General features: G+C 71.7%; 20 protein-coding genes and 1 pseudogene. 10 read left to right on the top strand and 11 right to left on the bottom strand.

What is annotated here, in order from left to right:
* Positions 1-128 precede the first annotated feature (128 nt).
* Genes D7W81_RS23680 through cmk form a run of 3 tightly spaced genes read left to right on the top strand, consistent with a single transcriptional unit; the run spans position 129 to position 2,894 of the window.
* Complete coding sequence (locus D7W81_RS23680) at positions 129-1,097, top strand: acetyl-CoA carboxylase carboxyltransferase subunit alpha (protein ID WP_120557667.1); 969 nt, start codon at positions 129-131, stop codon at positions 1,095-1,097.
* A gap of 13 nt (positions 1,098-1,110) precedes the next feature.
* Positions 1,111-2,202: a histidinol-phosphate transaminase gene (gene hisC / locus D7W81_RS23675; RefSeq protein WP_120557666.1), complete on the top strand. Its 1,092-nt coding sequence runs from the start codon at positions 1,111-1,113 to the stop codon at positions 2,200-2,202.
* On the top strand, positions 2,199-2,894 hold the full coding sequence (gene cmk, locus D7W81_RS23670) for a (d)CMP kinase (RefSeq protein ID WP_120557665.1): 696 nt from the start codon (positions 2,199-2,201) through the stop codon (positions 2,892-2,894). Before hisC ends, cmk begins: the two co-directional genes overlap by 4 nt.
* A gap of 66 nt (positions 2,895-2,960) precedes the next feature.
* On the opposite strand, the gene D7W81_RS23665 is transcribed toward cmk, so the two are convergent.
* Positions 2,961-5,096, bottom strand: coding sequence for a lytic transglycosylase domain-containing protein (locus D7W81_RS23665; RefSeq protein ID WP_120557664.1), 2,136 nt, complete (start codon positions 5,094-5,096; stop codon positions 2,961-2,963).
* A 294-nt stretch (positions 5,097-5,390) separates the two neighbouring features.
* Here D7W81_RS23665 and D7W81_RS23660 point away from each other — a divergent pair, with 294 nt between their 5' ends.
* Positions 5,391-5,624, top strand: a complete 234-nt coding sequence (locus D7W81_RS23660; RefSeq protein ID WP_014396719.1) for a hypothetical protein — start codon at positions 5,391-5,393, stop codon at positions 5,622-5,624.
* Positions 5,625-5,740: 116 nt separating this feature from the next.
* Here D7W81_RS23660 and D7W81_RS23655 read toward each other — a convergent pair whose 3' ends face one another.
* Both D7W81_RS23655 and D7W81_RS23650 read right to left on the bottom strand, forming a co-directional pair.
* Entirely contained in the window at positions 5,741-7,330 is a 1,590-nt protein-coding gene (locus tag D7W81_RS23655; protein WP_120557663.1) for a CAP domain-containing protein, read from the bottom strand.
* Positions 7,327-7,626, bottom strand: coding sequence for a DciA family protein (locus tag D7W81_RS23650; protein ID WP_120557662.1), 300 nt, complete (start codon positions 7,624-7,626; stop codon positions 7,327-7,329). The genes D7W81_RS23655 and D7W81_RS23650 overlap by 4 nt, the downstream gene beginning before the upstream one ends.
* A 272-nt stretch (positions 7,627-7,898) precedes the next feature.
* Here D7W81_RS23650 and D7W81_RS23645 point away from each other — a divergent pair, with 272 nt between their 5' ends.
* A complete protein-coding gene (locus D7W81_RS23645; protein WP_158621671.1) occupies positions 7,899-10,400 on the top strand; it encodes a carboxypeptidase regulatory-like domain-containing protein in 2,502 nt (833 codons plus the stop codon).
* Positions 10,401-10,497: 97 nt separating this feature from the next.
* Positions 10,498-11,376, top strand: coding sequence for a GGDEF domain-containing protein (locus tag D7W81_RS23640; RefSeq protein WP_120557660.1), 879 nt, complete (start codon positions 10,498-10,500; stop codon positions 11,374-11,376).
* A gap of 25 nt (positions 11,377-11,401) precedes the next feature.
* On the opposite strand, the gene D7W81_RS23635 is transcribed toward D7W81_RS23640, so the two are convergent.
* Both D7W81_RS23635 and D7W81_RS23630 read right to left on the bottom strand, forming a co-directional pair.
* A complete protein-coding gene (locus D7W81_RS23635) occupies positions 11,402-13,483 on the bottom strand; it encodes a lysophospholipid acyltransferase family protein (RefSeq protein WP_120557659.1) in 2,082 nt (693 codons plus the stop codon).
* On the bottom strand, positions 13,480-14,451 hold the full coding sequence (locus D7W81_RS23630; RefSeq protein ID WP_120557658.1) for an SDR family oxidoreductase: 972 nt from the start codon (positions 14,449-14,451) through the stop codon (positions 13,480-13,482). The genes D7W81_RS23635 and D7W81_RS23630 overlap by 4 nt, the downstream gene beginning before the upstream one ends.
* Positions 14,452-14,553: 102 nt before the next feature.
* Here D7W81_RS23630 and mutL point away from each other — a divergent pair, with 102 nt between their 5' ends.
* Complete coding sequence (mutL, locus tag D7W81_RS23625; protein ID WP_120557657.1) at positions 14,554-16,440, top strand: DNA mismatch repair endonuclease MutL; 1,887 nt, start codon at positions 14,554-14,556, stop codon at positions 16,438-16,440.
* A 4-nt stretch (positions 16,441-16,444) separates the two neighbouring features.
* On the opposite strand, the gene D7W81_RS23620 is transcribed toward mutL, so the two are convergent.
* Entirely contained in the window at positions 16,445-16,870 is a 426-nt protein-coding gene (locus D7W81_RS23620) for a YciI family protein (protein ID WP_120557656.1), read from the bottom strand.
* Between the two features lie 193 nt (positions 16,871-17,063).
* Between D7W81_RS23620 and D7W81_RS23615 the strand changes: the two genes are divergently transcribed.
* From D7W81_RS23615 to D7W81_RS23605, 3 genes are all read left to right on the top strand, one after another.
* Positions 17,064-17,789 (top strand): hypothetical protein, encoded by a 726-nt coding sequence (locus D7W81_RS23615; protein ID WP_120557655.1) that lies wholly within the window; start codon positions 17,064-17,066, stop codon positions 17,787-17,789.
* A gap of 176 nt (positions 17,790-17,965) precedes the next feature.
* Positions 17,966-18,949 (top strand): tetratricopeptide repeat protein, encoded by a 984-nt coding sequence (locus D7W81_RS23610; RefSeq protein ID WP_120557654.1) that lies wholly within the window; start codon positions 17,966-17,968, stop codon positions 18,947-18,949.
* Between the two features lie 98 nt (positions 18,950-19,047).
* Positions 19,048-19,557 (top strand): hypothetical protein, encoded by a 510-nt coding sequence (locus D7W81_RS23605; protein WP_208721438.1) that lies wholly within the window; start codon positions 19,048-19,050, stop codon positions 19,555-19,557.
* Between the two features lie 13 nt (positions 19,558-19,570).
* Here D7W81_RS23605 and D7W81_RS23600 read toward each other — a convergent pair whose 3' ends face one another.
* The 5 genes and pseudogenes from D7W81_RS23600 to D7W81_RS23580 form a co-directional block, all read right to left on the bottom strand.
* Positions 19,571-21,211 carry a peptidase associated/transthyretin-like domain-containing protein gene (locus D7W81_RS23600; protein WP_244227381.1) on the bottom strand — a complete coding sequence of 547 codons (1,641 nt, stop codon included), beginning with the start codon at positions 21,209-21,211 and terminating at the stop codon, positions 19,571-19,573.
* Positions 21,208-21,792: a hypothetical protein gene (locus D7W81_RS23595; RefSeq protein WP_120557651.1), complete on the bottom strand. Its 585-nt coding sequence runs from the start codon at positions 21,790-21,792 to the stop codon at positions 21,208-21,210. The genes D7W81_RS23600 and D7W81_RS23595 overlap by 4 nt, the downstream gene beginning before the upstream one ends.
* A gap of 20 nt (positions 21,793-21,812) precedes the next feature.
* A complete protein-coding gene (locus D7W81_RS23590) occupies positions 21,813-23,711 on the bottom strand; it encodes a sigma 54-interacting transcriptional regulator (RefSeq protein ID WP_120557650.1) in 1,899 nt (632 codons plus the stop codon).
* 24 nt (positions 23,712-23,735) lie between these two features.
* Entirely contained in the window at positions 23,736-24,731 is a 996-nt protein-coding gene (locus D7W81_RS23585) for a hypothetical protein (protein ID WP_120557649.1), read from the bottom strand.
* Positions 24,728-25,289, bottom strand: a pseudogene (locus D7W81_RS23580) (carboxypeptidase-like regulatory domain-containing protein); the annotation flags it as partial. The gene D7W81_RS23585 and the pseudogene D7W81_RS23580, both read right to left, overlap by 4 nt.

Genomic DNA, 25,289 nt, shown 5'->3' with positions numbered 1-25,289 from the left:
GACAACGCCAGGGCCAGGGAGAGGACGAGGATCATGTGGCTCCAGACGGGCCGTTCCCCGGGACATTCCAGGGGGTGCGTAACCGCTTGCGCGTTGAAAGGGCTGAACCCTGGTGCTAGTTCGGCGCCATGGCAACCGGCATTGGCTACGCGCTCGACTTCGAGCGCCCGCTCATCGAGCTGGAAAAGAAGATCGAAGAGCTGAAGGTCCTCTCCACCAGCGGCTCCGTGGACTTCTCCTCGGAGATCTCCAAGCTGGAGAAGAAGGCGAAGAAGCTCCAGACGGAGATCTTCAGCGACCTGACCCGCTGGCAGGTGGTGCAGCTGTCGCGCCACAACGCGCGCCCGTACTTCCTGGACTACGTCCAGTACCTCTTCACGGACTTCTTCGAGATGTGCGGGGACCGGCACTTCGGCGAGGACCCGTCCATCGTCGGCGGCTTCGCGCGCTTCGACGGCAAGACGGTGATGCTCATCGGCCATCAGAAGGGGCGCAACACGAAGGAGAACATGGCGCGCAACTTCGGCATGCCGCGCCCGGAGGGCTACCGCAAGGCGCGCCGGCTGATGGAGCTGGCCGAGCGGATGGAGAAACCCATCCTCACCTTCGTGGATACGCCGGGGGCGTACCCGGGCATTGGCGCGGAGGAGCGCGGCCAGGCGGAGGCCATCGCCGTGAACCTGGAGGTCATGAGCCGGCTGCGCGTGCCCATCATCTCCACGGTGGTGGGCGAGGGCGGCTCCGGCGGCGCGCTGGCCATTGGCGTGGGCAACCGCGTGCTGATGTTCCAGAACAGCGTCTACTCCGTCATCTCCCCGGAGGGCTGCGCCTCCATCCTCTTCCGCGACGCGACGAAGGCGGACAAGGCCGCGGACGCGATGCGCCCCACCGCGCAGGACCTGCTGGAGATGAAGATCATCGACGAGGTGATTCCGGAGCCTCCCGGCGGCGCGCACCGCGACGCGGCCAAGGCGGCGGAAGCGCTGGGCAAGACGCTGCGCAAGCACCTGGGCCAGCTGGCGGAGCTGTCCCCGGACGCGCTGGTGCGCGACCGCTACGACAAGTTCCGCGCGCTCGGCATGTTCTCCGGCAAATAGAGGTTCTCATCCCATGCGACCGCTCGTTCCGCCCTACGTTGAGACGCTCAAGGCCTATGTCCCGGGCAAGCCCATCGAGGAGACCGAGCGGGAGTACGGCCTCAAGGGCGTCATCAAGCTGGCCTCCAACGAGAACCCGCTGGGCCCGTCGCCCCGCGCGGTGGAGGCCATGCGCAACGCCGCGGGCCAGGTGAACCTGTACCCGGACGCCACCAGCTTCCACCTGGTGCGCAGGCTCGCCGCGCACCTGGGCGTGAAGCCGGAGGAAGTGGTGCTGGGCAGCGGGTCCAATGAGCTGATTGAGCTGCTCATCCGCACGTTCACGACGCAGGAGGAGGAGATCCTCCTGTGCAAGGGCTCGTTCCCGGCCTACCGCATCTCCGCGCAGGCGCACGGCCGGGCGTTCGTGGAGGTGCCCATGCGCGAGGGCTTCCGCTACGACCTGGAGGCCATGGCCCGCGCCGTCACGCAGCGCACGCGCATGGTGTTCCTGGCCAACCCGGACAACCCCACGGGCACCACCTTCGGCCGCAAGGACCTGGAGACGTTCCTTTCGGCGGTGCCGAAGGACGTGCTCGTCGTCCACGACGAGGCCTACGCGGAGTTCGTGGACTGGCCCGACTACGCGAGCGCCGTGGAGCTCTTCCACGCGCACCCGAACCTCGTGGGGCTGCGCACCTTCAGCAAGATCCACGGCCTGGCCGGCATCCGGCTGGGCTCCGCGGTGATGGACGCGAAGCTCGCGGGCTACGTGCACCGCACGCGCATGCCGTTCAACCTGACGACGGTGGCGCAGGCGGCGGGCATGGCCGCGCTGGAGGACACGGAGCACGTGAAGCGCACGCGCGAGAACAACCGCGAGGGCCTGCGCTACTTCGGCGAGGAGCTGCCGAAGCTGGGGCTCACGCTGACGGAGAGCCACGCGAACTTCGTCTTCGTGGACTGCCACCGCCCGTCCGCCGCGGTGTACGAGCAGCTCTTGCGCCGGGGCGTCATCGTGCGGCCCATGGCGGGCAACGGCCACCCGAACTGCCTGCGCATCTCCGTGGGCACGCCCCAGGAGAACGCCCGGTGCGTGGCCGCGCTGAAGGAGGCCCTGTCATGAGCGCGCGCCCGTTCATCGTCGCCATCGACGGGCCGGCCGGGGCGGGCAAGTCCTCCGTGTCCAAGCTGCTCGCGCGGCGGCTGAACTTCGCGCTGGTGGACACGGGCGCCATCTACCGCTGCGTGGCGTTGATGGCCTCGCGCGAGGCCATCGCGTTCGACGACGACGCGAAGCTGGGCGAGCTGCTCGGGCGCGTGCGCATCCACTTCCAGGTGGTGGGCGAGGAGAACCACGTCTTCCTGGGCGGCGAGGACGTCTCCGGGGAGATCCGCACGCCCCCCATCTCCATGGGCGCGTCGCAGGTGTCCGGGCGGCCGGTGGTGCGCGCGGGGCTCCTGGCGCTCCAGCGGCGGCTGGCGCTGGAGGCCCCGTCGGGCGCCATCCTGGAGGGCCGGGACATCGGCACGGTGGTGTTCCCGGACGCGGACGTGAAGTTCTTCCTCGCGGCGGACCCGGAGGTGCGGGCGCGCCGCCGCTTCGAGGAGCTGTTCCAGAAGGGCGTGGACAGCAGCCTGGAGGGCGTCCTCCAGGACCAGACACGCCGCGACGCCGCGGACTCCGGGCGCGAGGTGGCGCCCCTGAAGCCCGCCGACGACGCGGTGCACGTGGACTCCAGCAGCATGCCGCTGTCGGAGGTGGTCCGGTCGCTGGAGCTCGAAATCGAGCGCCGCCGGGCCTCGCGCGGCGGCTGAAGACCCCGCGCGCCGAAGCGCCCGCGCCGCCCGTGCTGGCGCGGCGCTTGAGCCGTCACTGCCTCGTCAGAAGGTGACGCCGTCCTCGGAGGGCGCGGGCACTTCCAGGGCCAGCCGGGCCTGGGTGCCGTCCTTCTCGTAGAAGCGGTGGTAGAGGTACAGGTCCGCCACCACCTGCTTCACGTAGCCGCGCGTCTCCCGGTAGGGGATGGACTCCACGAAGAGGTCCAGGGGCAGGGTGCCGCGCTCCTTCGTCCACCGCACCGCCGCCTTGGGGCCCGCGTTGTAGGCCGCGGCCGCGAGCGCCGGGTGCGCGAAGCGCTTCATCAGCTGCGCCAGGTACCACGCGCCGTAGCGGATGTTGCGCTCCGGGGCGAAGAGGTCCGCCGGCGCGGGCGCGGGCTCCGCCATCTTCGTGGCGATCTCCGTCGCCGTGGGCGGGATGATCTGCATGAGGCCGCGCGCGTCCGCCGCGCTCATGACCTCCGGGCGGAAGGCGCTCTCCCGCCGCATGATGGCCCACACGAGGAACGGATCCAGCGCCTGCCGCGTGGCCTCTGTCTCCACCGCCTGGGCGAACGCGCGCGGGTAGAACGCGGCCAGCGCGTCCGGCGCCTTGGCCCCGAAGGCCCGGCCCCACAGGTGGCGCGCCGCCACGACGTGCGCGTGGCCGTACTCCCCCAACTGCAGGAGCGCGTGCGCGAACGGGAGCGCCTGGTCCGCGCTGCGCAGACCCGACACTCGCGACTGCACCTCGTCCGCCGCGTCGCGGAAGAGGCCCGCGCGCGTCAGTGCCACCGCCAGCTCCAGCTCCGGCGGGCGGGGGAGGGTGAGCTGCTTCGGAGGCTGCGGGAAGGCCGCGGGCGGCGTGCGTCCCAGCTCGCGCAGCCGCTCCGTGGCGAGCAGCGCGTAGAACGACGCGGGCGCCGCGCTGATGACCGCCTCGTAGGCGGGCCCCACCGACGCCGGCTTGCCGCCGCCCAGCTCCTCCGTGCGCGCCTGCCAGTAGCGCGCCTGCGGCGCCATGGTCGTCTTCGGGTAGGCCGTCACCAGGTCATCCAGCGCCTGGCGCGCCTTGGCGTACTGCTCCAGCCGGATGTGCGAGAGGGCGCGGAACCACATCGCCTCGTCACGGCGGCGCGAACCCTTGTAGCGCTTCTCGTAGTCCGCGAAGGACTTCGCCGCGTCCTCGAAGCGGCCGCCCTGCAGGTCCAGCCACGCGGCGAAGAACGCGCCCTCTTCACCGGCGGCCTGGGACGGGTAGGCCTTGTCCAGCGCCGCCATCAGCTTGCGCGCCTTCTCGTTGTCATCCGAGCGCAGCGCACGGCGCGCCACCACCAGCGCGGCCTCCGCGGCGATGGCCGGCGGCCCCTTGCGCGCCACCGCGAGCGCCTTCTCCGCCTCCTCGCGCTTGCCGCGCGCGAAGAGCACCTGCGCACGCAGGAGCGCCACCTGCGCCTGGGCGGGAGCGCCCTTCACCAGCCCCCGCTTCTCCGCTGTCGCCAGCTCCTCCTCCGCCCGCTCCGCCGCGTCGCCGGAGAGGAAGCCCCGGGCGCGCTGGAGGTGCTCCGGCAGGGTGAGCTTCACCGGGGGCTTCAGCGCGGCCAGCCGCTCCAGCGCCTCGTCCGCGTAGGGGTGGGTGGGGAACCGCAGCGCCACCGTCTTGAGGTCCGCCCTCAGGCCCGCGGCGTTGCCGGTGGCCTCGCGGGCCTGGGCGCGCTGGAAGAGCAGCTCCGGGGTGGGCTGCGCCGCCGCGGCCGACTCCAGCACCGGGGCCGCGTCCCTGGGCCGGTGTGCGTCCAGGAGGGACTCCCCCAGGCGGGCCCGGGCGCGCACGGCCAGGGCCGGCGAGGCCTTCTCCAGGGCCCGCTCGAAGTCCTTCGCCGCGCCGTTGGGGTCGCCCGCGTAGAAGCGCGCCTGGCCCAGGTAGAAGGCGTGGAAGGCCTCCAGGGGGGCAGGGGGCGCGTGGCGGGTGAGCAGGTCCCGGGCCAGGGCCGCGTCCCCGTCGGAGAGCACCAGCGTCCCGGCGAGCAGGCCCAGGCGGCTTGCGTCCGGGCACTTCGTCTTCTCGCAGGCGGTGAGCTCCGCCCGGGCGAGCGCTGCCGCGTCGGACCGGTGCAGGCGGACGGCCTCCAGCGTCGTGGGGGATTGCCCCAGCGCCACCCCCGTCACCCAACCCGCCACCCAGCCGGTCCAACTCATGGGATTCTTCCTTTCACTTCGCGGCCTTGCGGCTTCGGAACGAGAGGTTTGCAGTCGACATTCCCCACCAGGTGGGCGGGGGTCGGTTTGACAGTCGGCCCGACAAGTCCTAGATCCCGCCGCCACGGGCTGGTCCCGCGGGGTTGTCGGCCCGTTGCGCCATCCGGAGGGAATCCTTACGTTGCGCCGCCGTTGAGCGCTACTCCGGACGCAGTCGTGTCAGGAACACCTGTCGTCGGTAGCACTGCTCGTTCACAGACCTCGGGGGGGGAAACAGCTCATAGGGGAGGCTCCATGAAGCCGTGTCCATCCGATCTGCCGCAGACCATCAATCCCGAAGCCGGCCCGAAGCGGGCAGGCGTCGAGACGCATCGCAACCTGAACTGCAACCACTACGACAACTGCCTCGATGAGGCGGTCCGTCGCGGCTGGCAGTCGTTCACGTGCATGAAGTGCCCCATGTACGCCAACCTGGCTCCTCCGCAGATGGGGCTGGAGGCGTACGCCACGCAGCGCCGTCCTGTCTAACAAGGACATCTGACATGGGCCCAGTCCACCGGGCCCGCGCGAGCTTGTCCCCGGCCACGCCCGAAGTCCGGACGTGGCCGGAGTCCGCGTCGCGGTTGCTTCCTGACGCCACGGCTTCAGGGGACCGCGGCGTAGATGACGGCCACCCAGTACTGGCCCTGGCCAAAGCGCTTGGAGTTGCCCCGCACCAGTCCCACGCCCACACGGGTGTTGGTGGCGGTGGCCAGGCTGCGTGATTCCGGCACCGCGTTCGGGTCGCCCACGACGAAGAAGTCCACTGACGCGGTGCCTGCGTCCGGCAGCGCGGAGAACACCCGCTCGTGCAGCGGGGACGGGTCGCCGTTTCCAGCGGCGGGCTCGTCCTGCGCCAGCGCGCGGCGGGCGTGTTCGCGCGCCAGCTGTTCCAGGGCCTCGCTGCGCACCAGCGGCGGCAGCTTGAGCGTGGCGCGCTGCCGGGACAGGGCCTCGTAGACGTCCGACACCGGGTCCGCCGGGAGCGACGCGCCGGGGGAGGCCGCGGTGAACACCTCGGTGACGATGGCCTGGTCGCGGCCGTCCACCTTCTGGAACGCCACGCCCACGCCCATGAAGCGGAACGCGGGGTCCATCAGGTTCTTGCGGTGGCCGGGGCTGTGCTCGATGCCGAAGTGCGCCGCGAGCGGTCCGGCCGCCAGCCCCAGGTTCTCTCCGGCGCGCACATAGCGCGTGCCCTCCGGCAACCGGCGGGTGAGCGTGGAGCCGTCCGGCGCGATGTGCGCGAAGAAGCCCTCGGTGGCCATGCGCGTGCTGTAGCGCAGGGACACGTCCTCCAGTGTCGCGTCCGGCGTGAGCTCCGGCAGCTTGTGCGCGCGGCGCAGGGTGTTGATGCGCTCGTACAGGGCGGTGCGGGCCTCGGCCAGCGTGGTGGGCTCGCGCTGCGCTTCCTGTCCACCGCGCGCGGTGCGGGCGCCCACCTGGACGAGGAACAGCGACGCCACCTCCGGGCCCGCGTTCCCATGGCCCACCACCTCCACGGTGTAGCTGCCGGGCGTCGCGAAGGTCACCAAGGCGCAGAAGCCGTTGGTGCCGGTGGGCGCGCGGCTCAGGTTCACGCCCTCCACCTCGCCATCCGGCCGGGTGACGAAGACCTGCGGGCTGAGCAGCGGCGGCACCAGCCGGCCGCACACGCGCTTCTCCGTCCCGGCCTTCGCGAGCATCCGGGAGAAGGGGAGCACCTCCGCCTTGCGGTCCGCGGTGAGCAGCACCAGCGCGGCGCGCTCCCCCAGGAAGGCCACGCCCACGCCGAAGTGGCTCACCCGTTCGTCGTTGAAGTCCGTGCGGGCGAGGAACGTTTCGATGGCGTGCGCGTGCACCCAGGCGCGGATGACCAGCACCTTCGGGGACGGATCCGCGGCGCCCGAGTCGCTGACCGCCTCCGTCAGCGTGCGCAGGTCCGGGGCGCCGGTGGTGAACTCCGCCAGGGCCTCGCGCGCGAGCCTCCGGGCCGCGGCCTCCAGCGCCTTGTCGGAGGACGGCGCGCGCCGTCCCACACGCTCGAACTCGCGCTGGACGTGCAGCCGGGCCCGGGCCTCCTGGGCCTGGGGCGTCTCCGCGGGGACGGGGAGCGCCCCGGCGTCCGGGACTGGGACTGGGACGGAGACCACCGCCGGAGCCTGCGCGCCGGCGGACGCGCCCGCGAGCAGCAGGCCCAGCAGCACGCCCCTCATCGCGACTCCAACTGGAAGACGAGCGTCTTCACGGTGCCGGGGCCCAGCTTTTCGTTGAAGCGCTCGCGGAGGGAGTCTGCCTGGCGGGTGAGGACCTGGGCCCACTCGGCGCTCTCCACGGAGATGACCAGCGTGGTGCCGTCCAGCTGGTGCGGGCGGCTGTGGCGCGCGATGTTCTCTCCCACCGCGGCAATCCAGAGCGGCATCAGCGACGACGCGCGGCCCGACTCTCCCGCGAGGCGCGCCAGCACCCGGGGCAACAGGCTCTCCAAGGTCTTCGGTTCACTGCGCGCCATCGTCGGGCGATTCTGGAACTCCTGGCGCCGGATGCCAACCAACACTTGCCTGCCCGGCCGGCGGATTTGCTGGATGCGCCCGGGTTCCCGGCGTTCAGGGAAAGCGGATCCGGTGCCATCGCGGGTCGCGTCGCGGCCTTTCCCCCTGTAATGTCAGGGCAAGGCCGGTCCCCCTCGGAGTTCCCATGCGTCCCATCCCCCATCCGATCCGGTCTCCCGGCTTCGTGCTCGCATGCCTGTTGGCCTGCGTCGTGGGCTGCGGGATGTCCGACATGGATGCGCCCTTCATCCATGGGGGCAGGGCGGACGACGCCTGCACGGTGGATCAGGACTGTGCGGATCCGGCGCTGTTCTTCTGCAACACCGCCCTGTCGCGCTGTGAGCCCGCGTGCCGCACGGACCTCGACTGTTCGGTGAATCGCCGCGGGGAACTGAACGCCATCGCCGCGTGTGAGTCGCAAGGGCTGGGCTGCCGCTGTGACGCCAGCCGCTGTGTCCCCGCGCTCTGCAGCCAGGACTCGGACTGCTCCGGCGACGAGGTGTGCCGCGATGGAGACTGCGTCGAGCCCCCGCTGAACCAGACGGTCACGACCTGCCGCGTGGTGCCCGAGCGCGTCGTCGCGCCCGTGGGCAGCAGCCCGCGCTTCGAGGCCTGGACGACCACCCGTGACGGCCACCCCGTCGTCCTCCAGGAAGGGCTCATCTGGTCCGCCGTGTCGCCAGGCGTGAAGGGGGGCGGCTTCGGTTCCGGTGCCACGTTCACGCTGGAGTCGGCGGGCGCGGAGGTGGAGGCGGTGGAGGCCCGGACAGGCAACGTCACGTGCCGCGCGAGCGTCACCGTGCTGCCCCCGCACACGGCCGCGGGAAAGGTCCGCGTGGTGGTGACGGACGCGCTCACGGGCCACCCCGTCGAGGCGGCCTCGGTGGTGGTGGCGGACGCGCTGGGCGGCACGACGGCGCGCGAGTCGACGGACGCGCGGGGCGTGGCGGTGCTCGCGGCCTGGAACGACTCGACGGTGTCCGTCTTCCACCCGGATTTCGGCTACCTCACCGTGGGGAACTACGACATGAACGGCTCGCGCGACCTGCGCCTGCCGCTGCGCCGCAACCCGGTGGACCGCGCGGGTGGGGTTCGTGTCGCCTTCACCCACCTCGCGCCCGGAGGGGCGGCCGGCGCGCTGTCCCTGGGCCTGGCCGGGCTGTCCGTGCCGGGGCTCCTGTCGGAGGCCTCGCCCGCCCAGGTGCAGGGGCCCGGCCGGACCGTGGACCTCACGCTGGGCGGACTCCTGCGCCAGTTCCACGTGCCCGCCAACGTCTGGGTGAACGGGCTGGGCGTCCTCGCGCCGGAGTCCGTGGACGTGCCGGGCATCGCCGGGGTGTGCGACAAGGCGCTCGGGGGCGTGGCGGATCCGGACGCGGCCGTGCGCACGGGGGGCTGTGGCACACGCACGGCCTGGGCCCTCACCGCGCAGGTGCCGTCCGGTGAGCTGCCCGCGGGGATGATGGATCCGGGCACGGATCCGCTGCTGCTCCTGGCGCGCGCGCTGCCTCCGTCGGGACGGTTCTCCTCCGCCATCGCGCGCGACGTGCAATTCGCCCTGCGTCCGCCGGACCCGGGTGGACCGGTGTCCCCCGCGCCGCTCACGCCGCTGGACTTCCAGCAGGTCCCGCTGGCCTTCCCGTTCGTGGTGCGCGTCCCACCGCTTCCTCGCTTCCGCGACGGCTACCTGTCGCGCGCGCTGGTGGTGGGCTCGGTGACCGCGCCTGGACGGGGCACGGTGCCGCTGGGCCTGGGCGCCGCCGTCAACGCCAACCCGGTGGATCCGAACACGGACATGCAGCCGGGGCTCTCCGCGCCGGGCTTCGTGCGCGTGCGCATGGCGCCGGCCCATCACGGCCTGGAGGGACGGCCCTACCGGCTGACGGCGGTTGCGTCGTCGGGAGTGTTCGGCGGCGAGGAGTCCGTGGGCCAGGCCACCAGCGCGGTGATGTCCCCCCTGGAGGCGCCGCGCTTCGATCCGGAGGGCCTGCTGCCGGTGACGCTCTCCGACGCGTTCCTCGCCATCCCGGAGGGCGCCCGCTACAACCCCTACGCGTCTTTGTGGCACGGCCTGCTGCCGCGCGAGTGGCGCATGGCCGCCTCGGTGCCGGGTGCGACGCAGGTGCGCGCGACCTTCACCAACGTGGCCGGCCGGCGCTGGACGGTGTGGGTGGATGGCCGCCGCGCTGTCACCGGCGTGCGCCTGCCCGTGCCCCCCTCGGGCCTGGAGGACCGCACCTTCCAGGGCGACACGGAGGGCTCGCGCGCGTCGCTGTCCGTGGAGGCGCTGGCCGTGGCCTCGTCCGAGGGCCGCCCGCTGAACCTCTCCGCGCTGGCGGAGTCCGGGGGGCTGGCGCCCGAGCCGCTCGCCTCGGCGGTGCGCGCCGTGTCCGCGCTGAACTACGGCCGGCCCCAGGTGACGTGGCTGGAGCCCGCCGAGGGGGCGTCCCTGCCCCGTGACGCCACCTTGCGCCTGCGGGTGGACGGCTTCCAGGTCGGGACGCAGGCCGCCAACGGCGACGAGGGTGGGGTGCTGATCATCTTGCGCGGCGGCGGCTCGGAGTGTGACTTCGCGCAGCGGCGGTTCGACGAGACCACGCGCTCGGGCGAGGTGTCGCTCACCCTGCCTGCCTTCTGCTCCGGGGAGGTGACGCTGGTGGCGTCATTGGTGGACGCATTCGGGTTGCCGCTGCAGCCCGCCGTCAGCGCCGCGCGCACGGTGCGGGTGCCCTGACGCGCCAGGGTGTCAGTGCTTCTGCGACCTGGAGGGGCACCCGTTCCGGCCGTGAATTCGCTTTCGCGAATTGCGCGGTGGTACCTTTGTCCCCGTCATGGGCCAGAAGGAGACGGTCGTCACCGTCATCTCGAAGATCTCCGAGCGGCCCGTCAACCTGGACGCGGCGCTGGTGGTCATCTACGGCCTGGACCTGGGCCGCAAGTACGACCTGGCGCGCGAAGAGACGCTGATCGGCCGGTCGTCCAAGGCGGACATCCAGATTGATCAGGAAGCGGTGAGCCGCAACCACGCGCGCATCACCAACACCACCAAGGGCGTGCGCATCGAGGACCTGGGGTCCACCAACGGCACGTTCGTCAACGACGACGTCGCGGCGTCGGCGCGGTCGCTGCAGAACGGCGACCTGGTGAAGATTGGCCGCACCATCTTCAAGTTCATCGCGGGCGGCAACATCGAGGCGGCGTACCACGACGAGATCTACCGGCTGACCACGATGGACGGCCTCACGCAGATCTACAACCGCCGCTACTTCGACGAGCAGCTGGACCGGGAGATCTCCCGCAGCCGCCGCTACGAGCGCGTGCTGTCGCTGGTGATGTTCGACCTGGATCACTTCAAGGAAGTGAACGACACCTACGGGCACCTGGCGGGCGACTCGGTGCTCAAGCAGCTGGCGTCCACGGTGCGCACGCGCATCCGGCGCGAGGACGTCTTCGCCCGCTACGGCGGCGAGGAGTTCGCGCTGCTGCTGCCGGAGATCAACCTGGGCGGCGCCCGTCAGCTCGCGGAGAAGGTGCGCAAGCTGGTGGAGCGGCAGCGCTTCGAGTTCGACAAGCAGGTCATCCCCGTCACGCTGTCGGTGGGCGTGGCCACGCTGGAGCCGACCCACCGCGAGCCCGCGGACCTGGTGCGCACGGCGGACGAGCGCCTCTTCGAAGCGAAGAGCCAGGGGCGCAACCGCGTCTGCGGCTGACGCCCCCGGTTCCTTCTCAGGACTCTCAGCCCGCGAACACGGAGCGGCGCTCGCGCAGCAGGGCCTGGAGCATGCTCTGGATGGACTCGCGGGTGCGCTCCGTCAGCCGCTGCACCTCGCCCAGGTCGTCCGCGGCCTCCGGCGGCAGGCCTTCCATGGTCAGCGGCTCGCCGAAGCGGATGGTCCACTTGGCGGGCAGCGGGCCGGGCGCGGTGATCGGCAGCGACGGGAAGCCAAGGAAGCCCCCGGGGAGGCGGCCCAGGAGCGGGGACGTCTCCTCCGCGCCGACGATGGCCACCGGGACGATGGGCGCGCCGGTGCGCAGGGCCAGCTTCACGAAGCCGCCGCGGCCGAAGCGCTTGAGGCGGTAGCGCTCCGCGAACGGCTTGCTCGCGCCCTGGTAGCCCTCCGGGAAGACGACGAGCGGCCGGTGCTCGTCGAGCAGCCGCAGCGCGTTCTCCGGCGAGGCGCGCACGGCGCCCAGGCGGTTGAAGAGCGTGCCCAGCATGGGCGCGTGGAAGACCTGATCCTCCACGAGCCAGCGGGCCTCGAGCAGATCCGGCCGCTCACGCAGCAGCGCCTGCGACATCACGAGGCCGTCGTAGGGCAGGGCGCCAGAGTGGTTGGCGACGAGGATGGAGGCGCCCCGGGGCACCTGATCAATGCCCTCCACGGAGACGCGCCAGTACTGCTCGTAGAGGAAGTCGAGGACGGGCTGGAGGTTCTCCACCAGCCCCGCGTCCTTGCCGTAGTCGTCCAGCCGGCTGCCGCCACCGGTGCCCAGGCTGGTGCGCATGGCCTCCATCAGGCCATGCATGGCGCCCACGGCGCGGCCCAGGCCTTCACTCGCGAGCGCCTGTCCGGCGATGTCTCGCGCCAGGGAGAGCATGCCCACCGCGCGGCCCGCGAAGCCCGCGGGCGGGGCGGATTCCTCCGGACGGTCGAAGGCGGCCTCGCCCCGCTCAAGCTCTTCCTCGAGGGGCCTCTCTCCTGCGTCGCCCACGAGCGACAGGGGCCGGCGGCTGGGCGGCAGCTCGTCGTGGGACTCGTCGGGCAGCTCCACCTCCGGATCCACGTCCGTCGGGGCGGCGCCCTCGATGATGGAGACGGAGATGTGCACGCCGTTCTCCTCGACGCGCTCCACGCCGCTGACGAAGTCGTCGTCCTCCTCGGGATCGCCCGAAACGGCGATGCCTTCCGGGTCGCGGCGCCACGCGTCCGCGGTCCAGACCTCCTCGGTGCTGTCCGCGGGAGGGGGCACGTCCTTCGGGTCCCGGCGCCAGGCGTCGGCGGTCCAGACCCCTTCGGTCGCTTCGTCCTCCGCGTCTTCGAGGTCCCGGGCATCGCGGTCCTCGGCGGTGGGCAGGGCTCGCTCCTCGGGGCTGGTGGCGTGGCGGTCCAGGACTTCATCCACGGCGACGCCGGCGGTGGCCTCGGCCACCTGGGTCGCGACCGCGGTGGCGAGCTCCCGCTCGGGAGCGCCGCCGTCGCCGTCGTCCAGGACCTGCCGCACGGCGGACTCGGCCAGCTCGGCGACGAGCTCCGTCGCGAGCACGCGCTCGATGTCGCGGTCCGGACCGCGGCGTCCCTCGAACAGCCCGTCCACGGCCGTCTTCGCGGCGGCCTCCGCGGCGTCCGAGGCGAGGGCCTCCGTCAGGGCGCGATCCACCTTGCGCTCCTGGGGGCGCGAGCCGTGGACTTCCTCCGCGAGCACCTGGGGCCGGGGCTCGGAGGCGGGCTCCGGCGTGGAGGGCTCGCGCAGCGGAGAGCCCTCGTCGCCGGGCGCGTGCGCGTCCTGCGCGGGCTTCCCATTTCCATTCCCGCGCCCGTCCGCGCGCGCCTCGAACTTGTGGACCCTGGCCGCGGGCGTCTTCGGCGCCGCGGCGGCCTGCTTCGCCTCCGCGCCCTTGCCGCCCTTGGGGGCCTTCGCCTGCGGGCCGGACTTCGGCGCGCTGGCCTTGGCGCCCTTCGCCTTGCCCGCTGACTTCTTCGCACCCTTCGCGGACTTCTTCGCGGCCTTCGGGTCGGCCGCGGCGTCCTTCGCCTCACCCGTGCGAGGCGCGGCGCCCCGCTGGAAGGGATCATTCCCGAGGACACCCTTGGTCATGACTGGCTCCTTCTGAGCGCCGAGGCGGCGTCCCTGACGTGGTAGAGGGGCACGAACCCCAGCGCGGACTCAGCGCGCTCCCCGTCCGCGACCCAGGAGTAATGCATGTAGTCGAGCAGGGCCACCGGCAACGTGCCCGCCCCCACCGCACCAAGCGCGCGAAGTGCTCCACGAAACAACGGCCCTGGCAGGGGGAGCGGTTGCGCGCCCGCCTGGCGGATGAGCCCCGACAGGGGCAGCACCCCGCGCCCCACGATGTTGAACTCCCCGGCCGCCTCCGCCCGGAGCGCCAGGTGCAGCGCCCGGCCCGCGTCCTCCTCGTGCACTGCCTGCCAGAGCGGGTCGAACCCCAGGAGCGTGGGCACCACGGCGTGCGACAGCAACCGCGTCGCCGGATTGTCCAGGCTCGGGCCCAGCAGGGGCGCGAAGCGCAGCACCAGCGTGCGCGTGTCCGGATGCCGCTCGCGGAACGCCCGCACCTGGCCTTCGACCTCCACCTTGTCGTTCACGAACCGGCTGTGCGGACAGCCGAACAGCGGAGACCCCTCGCGCAGGAGCGCCGGGTTGTTGCCCCGCGCGCCGTACGTCGCCGTGAGCGACGGCACCACCAGCCGGGGCAGCCGCGCCCGGCCCACCGCCGTCAGCACGTTCATCGTGCCGATGACCTCCAGCTCGTGCGCCAGCGGGCCGTTGAGGATGGGCCCGAAGAGGAACGCCAGGTGGAAGAGGGCGTCCACGGGGCGCTCGGTGAGCGCGTCCGTCAGCTCTCCTTCCGCGTCGTAGCGGGTGAGGTCCACGCGGTGGAACTCCACCTTGCTCATGGGCGGGGGTTCCTTCGTGTCCAGCACGAGGATGCTCTCCACGCCGGGGTCCGCTTCCAGCCTCGGCAGCAGCAGCTTGCCGTAGTCGCCATTGGCGCCTGTCACCGCGATGCGCATCGGGCCCTTGCCTGCTCGGATCACTTCCATTCGCAAGGGCGGGTGTTAGCCCAGGCGTCCGGGAATGTCAGCCGAGCGCGCCGGTGATGTTCTGGACAACGTCATCCAGTTCGCGGAGGGTGGCTGATCGCCATGTCCCGAATCGCGCGCCTGAGCGACGTGCTCATCAACAAGATCGCCGCCGGCGAGGTGGTGGAGCGTCCCGCCTCCGTGGTGAAGGAGCTGTGCGAGAACTCGCTCGACGCGGGCTCCCGCACCGTGCGCGTGGAGCTGGAGGGCGGCGGGGTGGGGCGCATCACCATCTCCGACGACGGCCACGGCATGAGCCGCGCGGACGCCACGCTCTGCCTGGAGCGCCACGCCACCAGCAAGCTGCGGGAGCTGGACGACCTCTTCCACATCGACTCCATGGGGTTCCGGGGCGAGGCCATCCCCGCCATCGCTTCCGTGTCCCGCTTCACGCTGCACACCGCGGAGCCGGACGCGCACGAGGGCACCAAGGTCTCGGTGGAGGGCGGAGGCCCGCCGGTGGTGGAGGACGCGCCGCCCCGCGTGGGCACCGTCATCACCGTGGAGGACCTCTTCTTCAACGTGCCCGCGCGCCGCAAGTTCATGCGCCAGGGCGCCACCGAGCTCAAGCACTGCGAGGAGGCCGTGGTGCGCCTGGCGCTCGCGTACCCGGAGGTCGGCTTCTTCGCCTCGCACGAGGGCAACGAGCTGTTCTCAAGCCCCGCCAGCGGACATGATCCGCGCGAGAGAATCGCCGCGGCCCTGGGCCCCGCGTCCTTCCCGCACCTGTTCCCGGTGGAGGAGCGCCGGCTGGGCGTCGTCGTCACGGGCTACCTCGCGTCGCCCGAGTACACGCTGCCCAACGCGCGCGGCCTCTACACCTTCGTCAACCGGCGCTACATCCGCGACCGCGGCCTCATCAGCACCGTGCAGCGCGCGTTCCAGGACTTCCTGCCCGCGGGCCGCCAGCCGGTGGTGGTGCTGCACATCGACGTGGAGCCCCGCGCGGTGGACGTCAACGTGCACCCGCAGAAGATGGAGGTGCGCTTCGCGGACGCCCGGGGCGTGCAGGACGCGGTGAGCGCCGCCCTCTCACGCGTGCTGCGCGCATCCCCGTGGCTGGGCACGCCCGAACAGCAGGCCGCCAACCCCCAGCCCCGCGACGCCGCGCACTACGCGCACGCCGTGGAGCGCTTCCTCACCCGCGCGCAGGAGGCCACCTGGGGCGCGCCGCTGCCCACCGCGATGGACGCCCCGGGGGGCCCGGGCGCCTCCATGCCCGCGCGCCCGCTGACGCCGTCGTACTTCACGCCGAATGGTGGAGCGCAGGGCAGCGCGTTCTCCGGTCCGTTCCAGGGCCCCGCGATGCCGGGCCGCACACCCGCGTTCGGCGAGGCCCAGCCGCAGCTCAACGAAGCCCCGCCCCCGGGCTACTTCGCGGCGCTGCGCCCCATGGGCCTGTTGGGCAGCCGCTTCCACGTCTGCGAAGGCCCCGGCGGCACGCTGGTGGTGCTGGATCCGCACGCCGCGCTGGAGCGCGCGCGCCTCACCGCGTACCTGCGCCGGCTGGACGACGACACGAAGGCGCCGCCGCCGTCGCTGTTCGGCACCACGGTGGACCTGTCCCTGGCGGCGGTGAAGGCGCTGGTGGACGGCCGCGAGGCGCTGCTCAAGCTGGGCGTGGACGTGGAGCCCTTCGGTGGCACGGCGCTCGCGCTCAAGTCGGTGCCGGCGGGCCTGGAGGGCGTGGACCCCCGCGCGCTCCTGGAGGCGCTGTCGCGCGCGCTGCCGCCGCGCAGCGCGCCCCTGGACGTGACGAGCCTCGCGGAGGCCGTGCGCGTGATGGCCTGTCACGCTGCTCGCCGCGCGTCCTCGTCGCCGCTCACCGACGCGCAGTTGCGCGCGCTGCTGGGGGAGCTGGACCGGGCGGACTTCACACCCCCGTGCACGCACGGCACGGTGGTGGTGCTGGAGATGCCGCTCCTGGAGCTGGAGCGGCGCGCTCGCTGACGGCTCAGGCCTTGGCCTTGGCCTCGACCTGCGCGCGCAGCGCCTCCTCCTTCGCGCGCAGCTCACCCGTGGGGTCGCTGGGCGCGAAGTCCTCCGCGGAGGCCACCTGGCGGACCTCCACCTCGCCGTCCTGGAAGGGGATGCGGCGCGCCCAGGCGATGGCCTCCTCGCGCGACTTCACCTCGATGATCCAGAAGCCGGCGATCAGCTCCTTCGTCTCCGAGAAGGGGCCATCCGTCACCGTGGTCCCCTTGGGGGAGAACGCCACGCGGACGCCCTTGGAGCTGGGGTGCAGCCCTTCGCCCGCGAGCAGGATGCCGGCCTTCACCAGATCCTCGTTGTACTTGCCCATCTGGGTCAGCTCCTCCGTGGAGGGAAGCCGGCCGGTCTCGCTGTCGCTGTTCGCCTTGACGATCATCATGAAGCGCATGGGGAGGTCTCCTGGAACGTCGGGTTCAACGTCGGGTTCAAAAGCGCGACGAATGGTAGGGCGCGAAATCGACACGGCGGGGAACGAACCGGAAAGTTGACGCGGGAGGCCCCCCGGCTACGGTGTGCGACACGCCTGTAGCACCGGGCCGTCTGTGCCCGTGCTGGCAGAAAGCCCCGGGTTCCGCGCCTTGATGCTCCGCCGTCTGCCGCTCCTCCTCGCACTCGCCGCCGCGCCCGCCCTTGCCCAGGACGAGGACATGGGCGGCGACAACGCCCCCACCAACCTGGACGGCGTAGGCCGCATCACCCTTCAGGCCGGCTACCGCCTCACCTCCAACAACACGCTCTACGACTCCTGGTACGGCACCAAGGGGCCAGGCAACGGCCTGGAGCGCGGGCCGGAGTCCTCGGGAGCGCCGCTTGGCGTGGCCACGTTCGCGTACGCGATGTCGGACCTGGTGGAGATAGGCATCGACCTGCTGGGCACCACGCAGAACCTGCGCCTGTCCGAGCCCGGCGGCGACGGCCCTGTGTCCCGCAAGGTCAGCACCGTGGCCTATGGCCTGCTCATCGGCATGCGCTTCCAGGGCGTGCTCGACGTCGGCCCACAGGGGCTGGTGCCCTTCGCCGGTCTGCTCACGGGCCCCACCGTCGTCTCCTCGACGCGCGAGGGCTCGTCCCTCCAGGAGAAGGTCACCCAGGCCTGGGTGGGCTCGCTTGGCGCCACGCTCCGCCTGTCCGCGAAGTGGGGCATCACCGCCGAGTACCGCTTCATGTTCCTGCGCGGCCCCGTGGAGTCCCCGAACGCGACGAGCTACCCCGGCCCCTTCAGCTTCAGCAGCGGCGGCAACTGGTTCGCGCTCGGTGTGACCTATACGTTCCCGCCGGATCCTTCCCGGCCGCTGACCAACTTCTAGCGCTGCGGAAAGTTCCAGCGCGAGAGCAGGCGGGCGCGGATGAAGCGGGGACTCCGGGGAATGGTGAGCACGGAGGGCTCTGTTGGGGAGCGACAAAAGAACCCGCCCCTCATCCCGGAGAGTCCCCTAGCATGCGTGAGTCGGCCGAAGTCATTTCCGGTCCCAGGAAGATGTCCATGCCCCCCTCTGAACAGCCGAAGACTGACCTCGACAAGGAACTCTCCGAGCTCCGCCGCGAAGTCATCGAGTCGCGCAACCTCGTCATCAAGACGGACAACCTGCTCAAGAACCTCCATGCGGAGGTGAAGGCGGTTGGCAAGCGTCACGAGGACTTCCAGAAGCGGCAGTGGATCTCCTCGGCGGTGGCCTACGCGCTCTTCGCGGTGCTGGCGGTCGGTGGCGCGGTGCTGGTGAACGGCGCACGCAGCTCCAGCAACACCAACGAGCGGGAGCGGCTGGAGAAGCAGGTGGCGGACCTCTCCGGGCAGCTGGAGAAGCAGCGCGCGGACACCACCTCGCACCTGACGGCCCAGCGCGCCGCGGGTGAGGTCTACAAGATGATGACCACGCTGCCGGGTGACGAGCGCCTCAAGGGCATCGACGCGCTGGTGAAGCTGGACACGCAGAAGCTGTCCTCGCTGGAGCGCCAGGCGCTGAACGACCGCGCCGCCATCCTGCGCCGCGAGACGGGCGACGCCGCCTTCGAGCGCGGCAAGATCGCCTTCCGCAGGAACGAGATGAACGCCGTAGTGGAGGACCTGTCGCGCTTCCTGGCCATGAACCCGCCGGAGGCGGACGCGCTGGATGCGTCCTTCTTCCTGGGCACCGCCTACAACCAGCTGCGTCAGCACGACAAGGCCGTGCCGCTGCTGGCCCGCTTCGTGGAAGGCGACAAGAAGTCCAAGACGCGCGACTACGCCATGCTGCTGCTCGCCCAGTCGTACCAGGAGACGGGCGCGTTCGATAAGGCGGCGGACACGGTGCGCGACGCGCTGGCCACGTACCCGGCCACCCAGTACCTGTCGCAGTTCCGCGGCCGCCTGAGCTCCGCGAAGCGCGCCGCCGCTGGTGGCTCCGACGCCGCCGCGCTGCCTGCCGCCGCTCCGGCGGGCGCGCCCCAGGCCGCCCCGGCCGTGGCCGCCCCCGCCGCGGGCCAGTAGCCACACCCCTTCCGCGCCCGTCCGGGGTTTTGTGCTTCCGGACGGTGTGTAAGGGAAGGATTGCCACCCGGGGTCCAGGGTCGTAAGACCTGGGCCCCGTGTCCGATCCAGACCCCCGGAAAGACCCCCGTTTCCGCCGCTACCGTGGCGCCGCGTACGGGGTCCACATCACGCTGGCCACGCTGTTCTCGCTGTGGATCATTTGGAGCGTGGGGCACTCCGTGGCGGCGATGACGCCCGAGCGGCCCCCGGCCGTGACGCCACCGCTCACCGTGCGCGAGTGCCTGGACGCCGCGGACGGACACTGGAAGGACCTGGAGTCCGAGCGCGAGAAGCTCGTGCACGTCCTCCCCGCCCGCAAGGTCGACCAGGAATGGATGCGCTTCCGCACGGAGTGGCTCACGCGCGTGCGCAAGACCGAGTCCGAGTGCGCCCTGGAGTCGAGGGACCCGGCGCGCGTGGAGCTGCGCTCGGTGTACCGCCACCTCACACGGGTGCAGGACCTCTACACCATCCACGCGGTGCAGTACGCGGGCGAGGTGGGCGGCGCGGTGGACGCGCTGCACGCCGCCTTCGACACCGCGCGCCGCAAGGACAGCGGCCGGTAGGGCTGACGGTTTTTCAGCGCGTGGGCAGCACGGTGGAGTAGCGCCCCGTGCTGTCGGACACCGTCTGCGCCAGCAGCAGCGAATCCGGCCGTCCCGCCACCGTCACCACCCGGAAGAAGCGCACGGACGCGTTCGCCGCGATGCCGTCCGGTGCCACCGCCGGGTCCGGGGGCAGGGTGATGCGGCCGCTCAGCGAACGGCCCCGCGACAGGGTGAACGGGGCCAGCATCAGCACCTCCGACGTGTCGACAGCGGGCGGCACGGTGACGAAGCGGCTGACGCGCGGCAGGTTCTCCCCGGGCAGGAAGTCCAACCGGTATTCACCCGGATCCAACGCCAGCGAGAAGTTGCCCTCGCTGTTGGTGGTGAGGGGCGACTCGAAGCCCAGGGGCGGCTGCGGCCAGCCGGTGAGGGCGCCCACCGGCTCCGCCACGACGCGCACGCCCGACGCGGGGCCCGTGCCCTCCGGGGTGTTCACGGTGCCCACCACCGTCATCCGCGCCGGGCACGTCGCGTCCGGCAACACCGTGTCCGCCGCCGGCACCACCACCGGCTGGAGCGTCAGGCGCGAGGGGGAGCTGGGCGGCGGGACGATGACGAGCGTGAGCGGGGGATCCGAGACGCCGGGCCGCGACGGGAGCTGGTAGCGCCCCTTCTCGTCCGTCAGCACCGGCACACCCTTGAACGTCCCGCCACCGGCGACGCGGCCCTGGAGCGACACGCGCGCGCCGGCCATGGGCGTCTGTCCATCCTTCTCCAGGACGCGCCCCTCCACGCGGACGACGGCGCCGGGGTCGCCCAGCTCCAGCGGGGTGGCCAGGGCCGCGGACGGATCCACGACGAAGGTCTTCCAGGGCATCAGGTCCCCGGCGTTCACGGGGGTCGCGCGCAGGAGCACCGTGTCGCGCGCGGCGTCCTCCGCGCCGAGCGCCAGCTGGAACGCGCCCGTGTCGCGGGCCACACGGGCGCGCTGGGACAGGGGGCGCAGGGACTCGTCCAGCACCTGCACCTCCATGTCCGCGTCCACCCGCCGTGAGCCCTGGAGCACCAGCGTCCCCGTGAGCGTCACCACGCGCGAGGCCGTGGGCAGAGCAAACGCCACCATGCCGCCCGTGGCGGGATCCACGGCGGCGGTGCGCGACAGCGGCGGCAGGCCCGGGTCCAGCGGCGTGAGCGTCACCGTGTAGTCGCCGCTGCCCACGGGCAGCACCCACGCGCCGTCAGCCGGGGTGAGCGTCGTCTCGTAGCGCCGCGCGACGCCCGGGATGAGGCGGCTTTCGCCCGTGGCCAGCAGGTGGATGGGGGCCCGGTAGGGGAGGGCCTGGGTGCCGCCATCCGCCGTGGCGACAGTGCCGCGCGATACCTCGCCCCTGAGGCGCACGGGGCTGAACAGCTCCAGGTTCTGCTCCGCGCGCAGGCGGTCCACCGGGAAGTCCTGCGCGAACATGCCCGCCTTGGGCAGCGGCTGCACCTCCACGACGATGTCGCCGCCGGGGTTGCCGCAGCCGTCCACGAAGCACACCTGGCCGGAGGCGCACTCGGCGTCGGAGCGGCACACGAGCTGCTCCGGGGGCGGTTCGTCCTCCAGGAAGCCGCACGCGCCCGCCCCGGTCAGCCCGAGCGCGAGCGCCAGGGCCTGGAGCGCGCGCCTCACTGACAGTCCCCCGGCACGGTGTTCACCACCCACGAGTACGAGGTGACGAAGCCCGGGTTCTTCACCACGCCGCCGTCCGCGAGGAGGACCTCCTCCGGGGGATCCGGCTGGCGGTTGGTGAGGTGCCGGTCCGTCACGAGCGCCTCCACCAGGTGGATGCCCGGCGGGGCCAGCGGGTTGTTGGCCGAGCGCAGGTCCATGCTCAGCTCGCCGCGGAGATCCCGCTGGGGCTGGCCGGTATTGGCGAGGACGAATTGCCGGTAGTAGCCCGTGGGGTTGGACGGGTTGTAGTCCACGTACCACTCCACGGTGATGCGGTCGTCCACGTCCAGGTCCTCCACCACCACGTTGAATGACTGGACGCAGCTGCCCACGCCGAACGTGCGCAGGATGCGCTCGGAGGGCGTCACCTGCTCCTCCAGGATGCGCGGCGGCCGGTTCTTGAACTGGGGCACGCTCTCCAGCAGCGCCTCGTCCTGGGGGATGAGGCAACCGGAACCCGCCGCGAGGGCCGCGAGCCCCAGCGCCGCCACGAGCGGCTGGAGGATGCCCCGGGACTGTCGCGGCGCGTGGCGGTGCATGGCGTGGCTTGACGGGAACCCTATAGCAGTTCCTCGTTCTCGTCCGGCGGAAGCGGACCGCCCGTCTTCTCCGCCTCCAGCTTCTCCAGGTGGCGGAAGATGGTGCGCGGGTCCACGCCCAGGTCCTTGGCCGTCTTGGTGCGGTTGCCGTTGTTCCGCGCCAGCACCTCGTTGATGTAGCGCTTCTGGAACTCCTCCTTCGCCTGGAGCAGCGGCATGATGGGCTCCAGGTTCTCCGGCTTGAGGTCCAGGTCGTCCGCGCCCAACAGCGGCTTGTCCGCCAGCACCACCGCCTTCTTCAGGCGGTTCTCCAGCTCGCGGATGTTGCCCGGCCAGCCGTACTTCTTCATGGACACGGCGGCCGCGGGCGTGAAGCCGCGCGCCTTGGAGTTGAACTCGCGCGCGTACTTCTGCAGGAAGAAGCGGCCCAGCACGATGACGTCCTCGCCGCGCTCGCGCAGGGGCGGCAGCTTCACGGTGACGACGTTGAGCCGGTAGTAGAGGTCCTCGCGGAACATGTTCCGCTTCACCTCGTCCTCCAGGATCTTGTTCGTCGCGGCCACCACGCGGATGTCCACCGGCTCGCCGCGGTTCTCACCGACCTTGTAGACGACCTTGTCCTGGAGCGCGCGCAGGAGCTTCACCTGGAGCTGGAGCGGCATCTCGCCAATTTCGTCCAGGAAGAGCGTGCCGCCGATGGCCGCCTGGAACTTGCCGGGCCGCGTGGCCACCGCGCCGGTGAAGGCGCCCTTGGCGTGGCCAAACAGCTCGCTCTCCAGCAGGTTCTCCGGGATGGCGCCGCAGTTCACCGTGATGAACGGGCCCTTGGTGCGCGGCGAGCGGCGGTGGATCTCCCGGGCGATGAGCTCCTTGCCCGTGCCCGTCTCGCCTGTAATCAGCACGGAGATGTCCGTGGGGGCGATCTTGTCGATGCGCTTGTACACGTCCCGCATGCCCTGGCACGCGCCCACGATGTCGCCGTAGCGCTGGTCCTCCAGCTTGCGGCGCAGCTCCGTGTTGTCGAGCTTGAGGTCGTTCACGAGCAGCGCGTTCTGCAGGAGCAGGGACGCCTGCGCCGCGAACACGGTGAGCATGTCCATGCTCTTGGGCTCGAAGCGGTTCACCAGCCGGTCGTTGCCCACGTAGAGCACGCCGAACAGGTCGCCCTTGTGCATCACGGGCACGCACATGACGGAGTGGACCTTCAGGTTCACCACGGACTCGCTGGCCTTGAACTCCGGCGCGTCCAGCGCGTCCGCGACGATGATGGCCTTCTGGTCCTTCACCACCTTGGCGATGATGGAGTCGGACAGCTTCTCCACCGCGTCCTCGATGTTCTCCCGCGCCACGTTGCGCGCGGCCTTCACGCGCGGCTCGCCGCTCTCCATCAGGATGAGGAAGCCCTTGTCGGCGCGAGTCACCTCGATGGCCTCGTCCAGCAGGCTCTCCAGGATGCGGTCCACGTCGTAGCTGCCGAAGAGCCGCTCGCTGAACGCGGTCAGCCGCTTGAGCAGCACCAGCTCCCGGCCCACCACGCCGGGCAGCTCCGCCGTGTGCGAGTCGGAGGACGCCGTGGCGGCGGAGGCGAGCGTCACCTCGCGCTCGGGCACCTCGCGGCGCACGGGCTCGCGGGGGGCGTCCTCGCGGGAGAAGGTCAGCTCGGTGCCGCCGACCTTGACCACGTCGCCGGTGGCGAGCGCGTGGTTGTCCCGGCGCTTGCCGTTGACGTGGAAGGTGGCGCCCAGGCTGCCCACTTCGTAGCGGGTGCCGTCGAAGGTGACGTGCAGGGCATTGGAGGGGACGCTGGCGTCCTCCAGTGGCACGTCGTTGTCGGATCCCCGCCCCAGGCTGGTGATGCGCTTGAGCAGGGAGACCGTGCGGACCTTTCCATCGGGGGTGCGGACGGTGAGGCTGGCCATGGGCGGACTTTGGATTTCTGGGGGCTAGAACGCGAGGGAGAAGCCGGCGCCCAGCCCACCACGGGTGGAGTACAGCCGCACGCGGGGCGGCGCGGCCTGGGAGACGGAAGGAGAGGGCTTCGGTTCGGGGCGGGACTCCACGGTGGTGCTGCTCACCACCTGGTCCTCGTGGTGGTAGACGGCGTCCACCACGCCCAGGGCGTAGACGGTGTAGAAGCCGGTGGCGGAGGCCAGCCGGAGCAGCTGCCAGGTGTCCGCCTGCCGGGCGCGGTCCGTGGGGATGTAGCGCACCGGGATGGACGCGCGGCCGTCCTCGTCCAGCACGTTGTCCAGGTTCACGAACCGCTCCTCGAAGAGCGAGTCGTACGCGAAGAACGCGATGATGCTGGTGATGGCCATGACGCCTTCGGTGGCGGCGAAGGCGATGCCCATGCCGCTGCGGCCCTGCTGGAACTGGCCGGCGCCGAAGGGGACGAAGTTGACCAGGAAGCTGCGCTTCTCCACCGTGCGCACGGTGACCTGGCGGGCCAGCTCCTCCGCGCGGCGGCGCTGCGTCTCCAGCGCGACGCGCTCCTGTTCCCGGCGCTCCTGCTCGGCCTTCTCGCGCTCCAGGCGCAGGCGCTGCTCCTGGCGGAGGAAATCGCGCTCACCGGCCATCTGGTTCTTCAAGTCCTCGAAGTAGGCGACGGCCGGGGGCGGGACGACGAAGGGGTCCAGGCTGAAGTCAGGGTCCAGCCGGAGCACGGCGCGCAGGTGGCGTTCGGCCTCGTCCGTCTTGTTGAGGTTGAAGGCGGACAGGCCCGCGAGCTTGTGCAGCTCCACGAGGTCCTCTTCGGGCAGGTCGCCCCGGTCGATGCGCTGACCGGCGCGATCCAGCACCTCGGCGTACTTGCCGTATTCGAAGGACGAGCGCAGGGCCGCGACCTCCGGATCCGCGGTGGCGGGCGCCTGGGCGCGCGCGGACGCGGGGCCGAAGAGGGCCAGGACGAGGGCAACGAGAAGCAGCGGGCCGCGGCTCATTCGGGCGCCAGGCTCCCGCGCAGGGTGGTGGGCTTGCCGGGCTCCAGCAGGACGACGCGCTTCTCGGTCTTGTAGCCGGGGGAGGAGATCTCCACCTCCACGCGGTGCTGGAAGCTGGCGGGGCCGCGAGGCGAGCGGATGTCGAAGGGGTGCTGGAGGCTGTCGTGCGCGGTGCGCTCCACGTCGCCCACGCGCACGGTGGCGTCCGGCGGCTGGTAGTCCATGGAGAGCTGCGAGGACTTCAAGAGCGCGCGCAGGCGGAAGACGTTCTCGCCGTCCGGCTTCACGTCGATGGTCTCCGTGGCGTCCTCGCAGTAGCCGCAGGAGACGATGACGGTGTGCGAGCCCGGGGGCAGCTGCACGTCGTGCTGCGCGAGCTGCTGCGTACCGGCGGGACCGCCGTCCACGCGGATGGAACCGTAGGGGCGCACGAGGATGGACACGGGGCGCCGGCTGTCGCGCGCGGGCTTCGCGTCGTCCTGCGGGTCCAGGCTCGCGACGGCCGTGGGACGCGGCGTGCGCTCCGGGGAAGAGGGGAGGCGCGGGCTGGTGTCGGTG

This window comes from Corallococcus aberystwythensis (genome assembly GCF_003612165.1).
Lineage (GTDB): Bacteria > Myxococcota > Myxococcia > Myxococcales > Myxococcaceae > Corallococcus > Corallococcus aberystwythensis.
This window is presented reverse-complemented; position numbering and strand designations above follow the sequence as displayed.

Coding starts and splice junctions, on each gene's coding strand:
- D7W81_RS23680 (WP_120557667.1), top strand. CDS start 129: ATGGCAACCGGCATTGGCTACGCGCTCGACTTCGAGCGCCCGCTCATC.
- hisC (WP_120557666.1), top strand. CDS start 1,111: ATGCGACCGCTCGTTCCGCCCTACGTTGAGACGCTCAAGGCCTATGTC.
- cmk (WP_120557665.1), top strand. CDS start 2,199: ATGAGCGCGCGCCCGTTCATCGTCGCCATCGACGGGCCGGCCGGGGCG.
- D7W81_RS23665 (WP_120557664.1), bottom strand. CDS start 5,096: ATGAGTTGGACCGGCTGGGTGGCGGGTTGGGTGACGGGGGTGGCGCTG.
- D7W81_RS23660 (WP_014396719.1), top strand. CDS start 5,391: ATGAAGCCGTGTCCATCCGATCTGCCGCAGACCATCAATCCCGAAGCC.
- D7W81_RS23655 (WP_120557663.1), bottom strand. CDS start 7,330: ATGAGGGGCGTGCTGCTGGGCCTGCTGCTCGCGGGCGCGTCCGCCGGC.
- D7W81_RS23650 (WP_120557662.1), bottom strand. CDS start 7,626: ATGGCGCGCAGTGAACCGAAGACCTTGGAGAGCCTGTTGCCCCGGGTG.
- D7W81_RS23645 (WP_158621671.1), top strand. CDS start 7,899: ATGGATGCGCCCTTCATCCATGGGGGCAGGGCGGACGACGCCTGCACG.
- D7W81_RS23640 (WP_120557660.1), top strand. CDS start 10,498: ATGGGCCAGAAGGAGACGGTCGTCACCGTCATCTCGAAGATCTCCGAG.
- D7W81_RS23635 (WP_120557659.1), bottom strand. CDS start 13,483: ATGACCAAGGGTGTCCTCGGGAATGATCCCTTCCAGCGGGGCGCCGCG.
- D7W81_RS23630 (WP_120557658.1), bottom strand. CDS start 14,451: ATGGAAGTGATCCGAGCAGGCAAGGGCCCGATGCGCATCGCGGTGACA.
- mutL (WP_120557657.1), top strand. CDS start 14,554: ATGTCCCGAATCGCGCGCCTGAGCGACGTGCTCATCAACAAGATCGCC.
- D7W81_RS23620 (WP_120557656.1), bottom strand. CDS start 16,870: ATGCGCTTCATGATGATCGTCAAGGCGAACAGCGACAGCGAGACCGGC.
- D7W81_RS23615 (WP_120557655.1), top strand. CDS start 17,064: ATGCTCCGCCGTCTGCCGCTCCTCCTCGCACTCGCCGCCGCGCCCGCC.
- D7W81_RS23610 (WP_120557654.1), top strand. CDS start 17,966: ATGCCCCCCTCTGAACAGCCGAAGACTGACCTCGACAAGGAACTCTCC.
- D7W81_RS23595 (WP_120557651.1), bottom strand. CDS start 21,792: ATGCACCGCCACGCGCCGCGACAGTCCCGGGGCATCCTCCAGCCGCTC.
- D7W81_RS23590 (WP_120557650.1), bottom strand. CDS start 23,711: ATGGCCAGCCTCACCGTCCGCACCCCCGATGGAAAGGTCCGCACGGTC.
- D7W81_RS23585 (WP_120557649.1), bottom strand. CDS start 24,731: ATGAGCCGCGGCCCGCTGCTTCTCGTTGCCCTCGTCCTGGCCCTCTTC.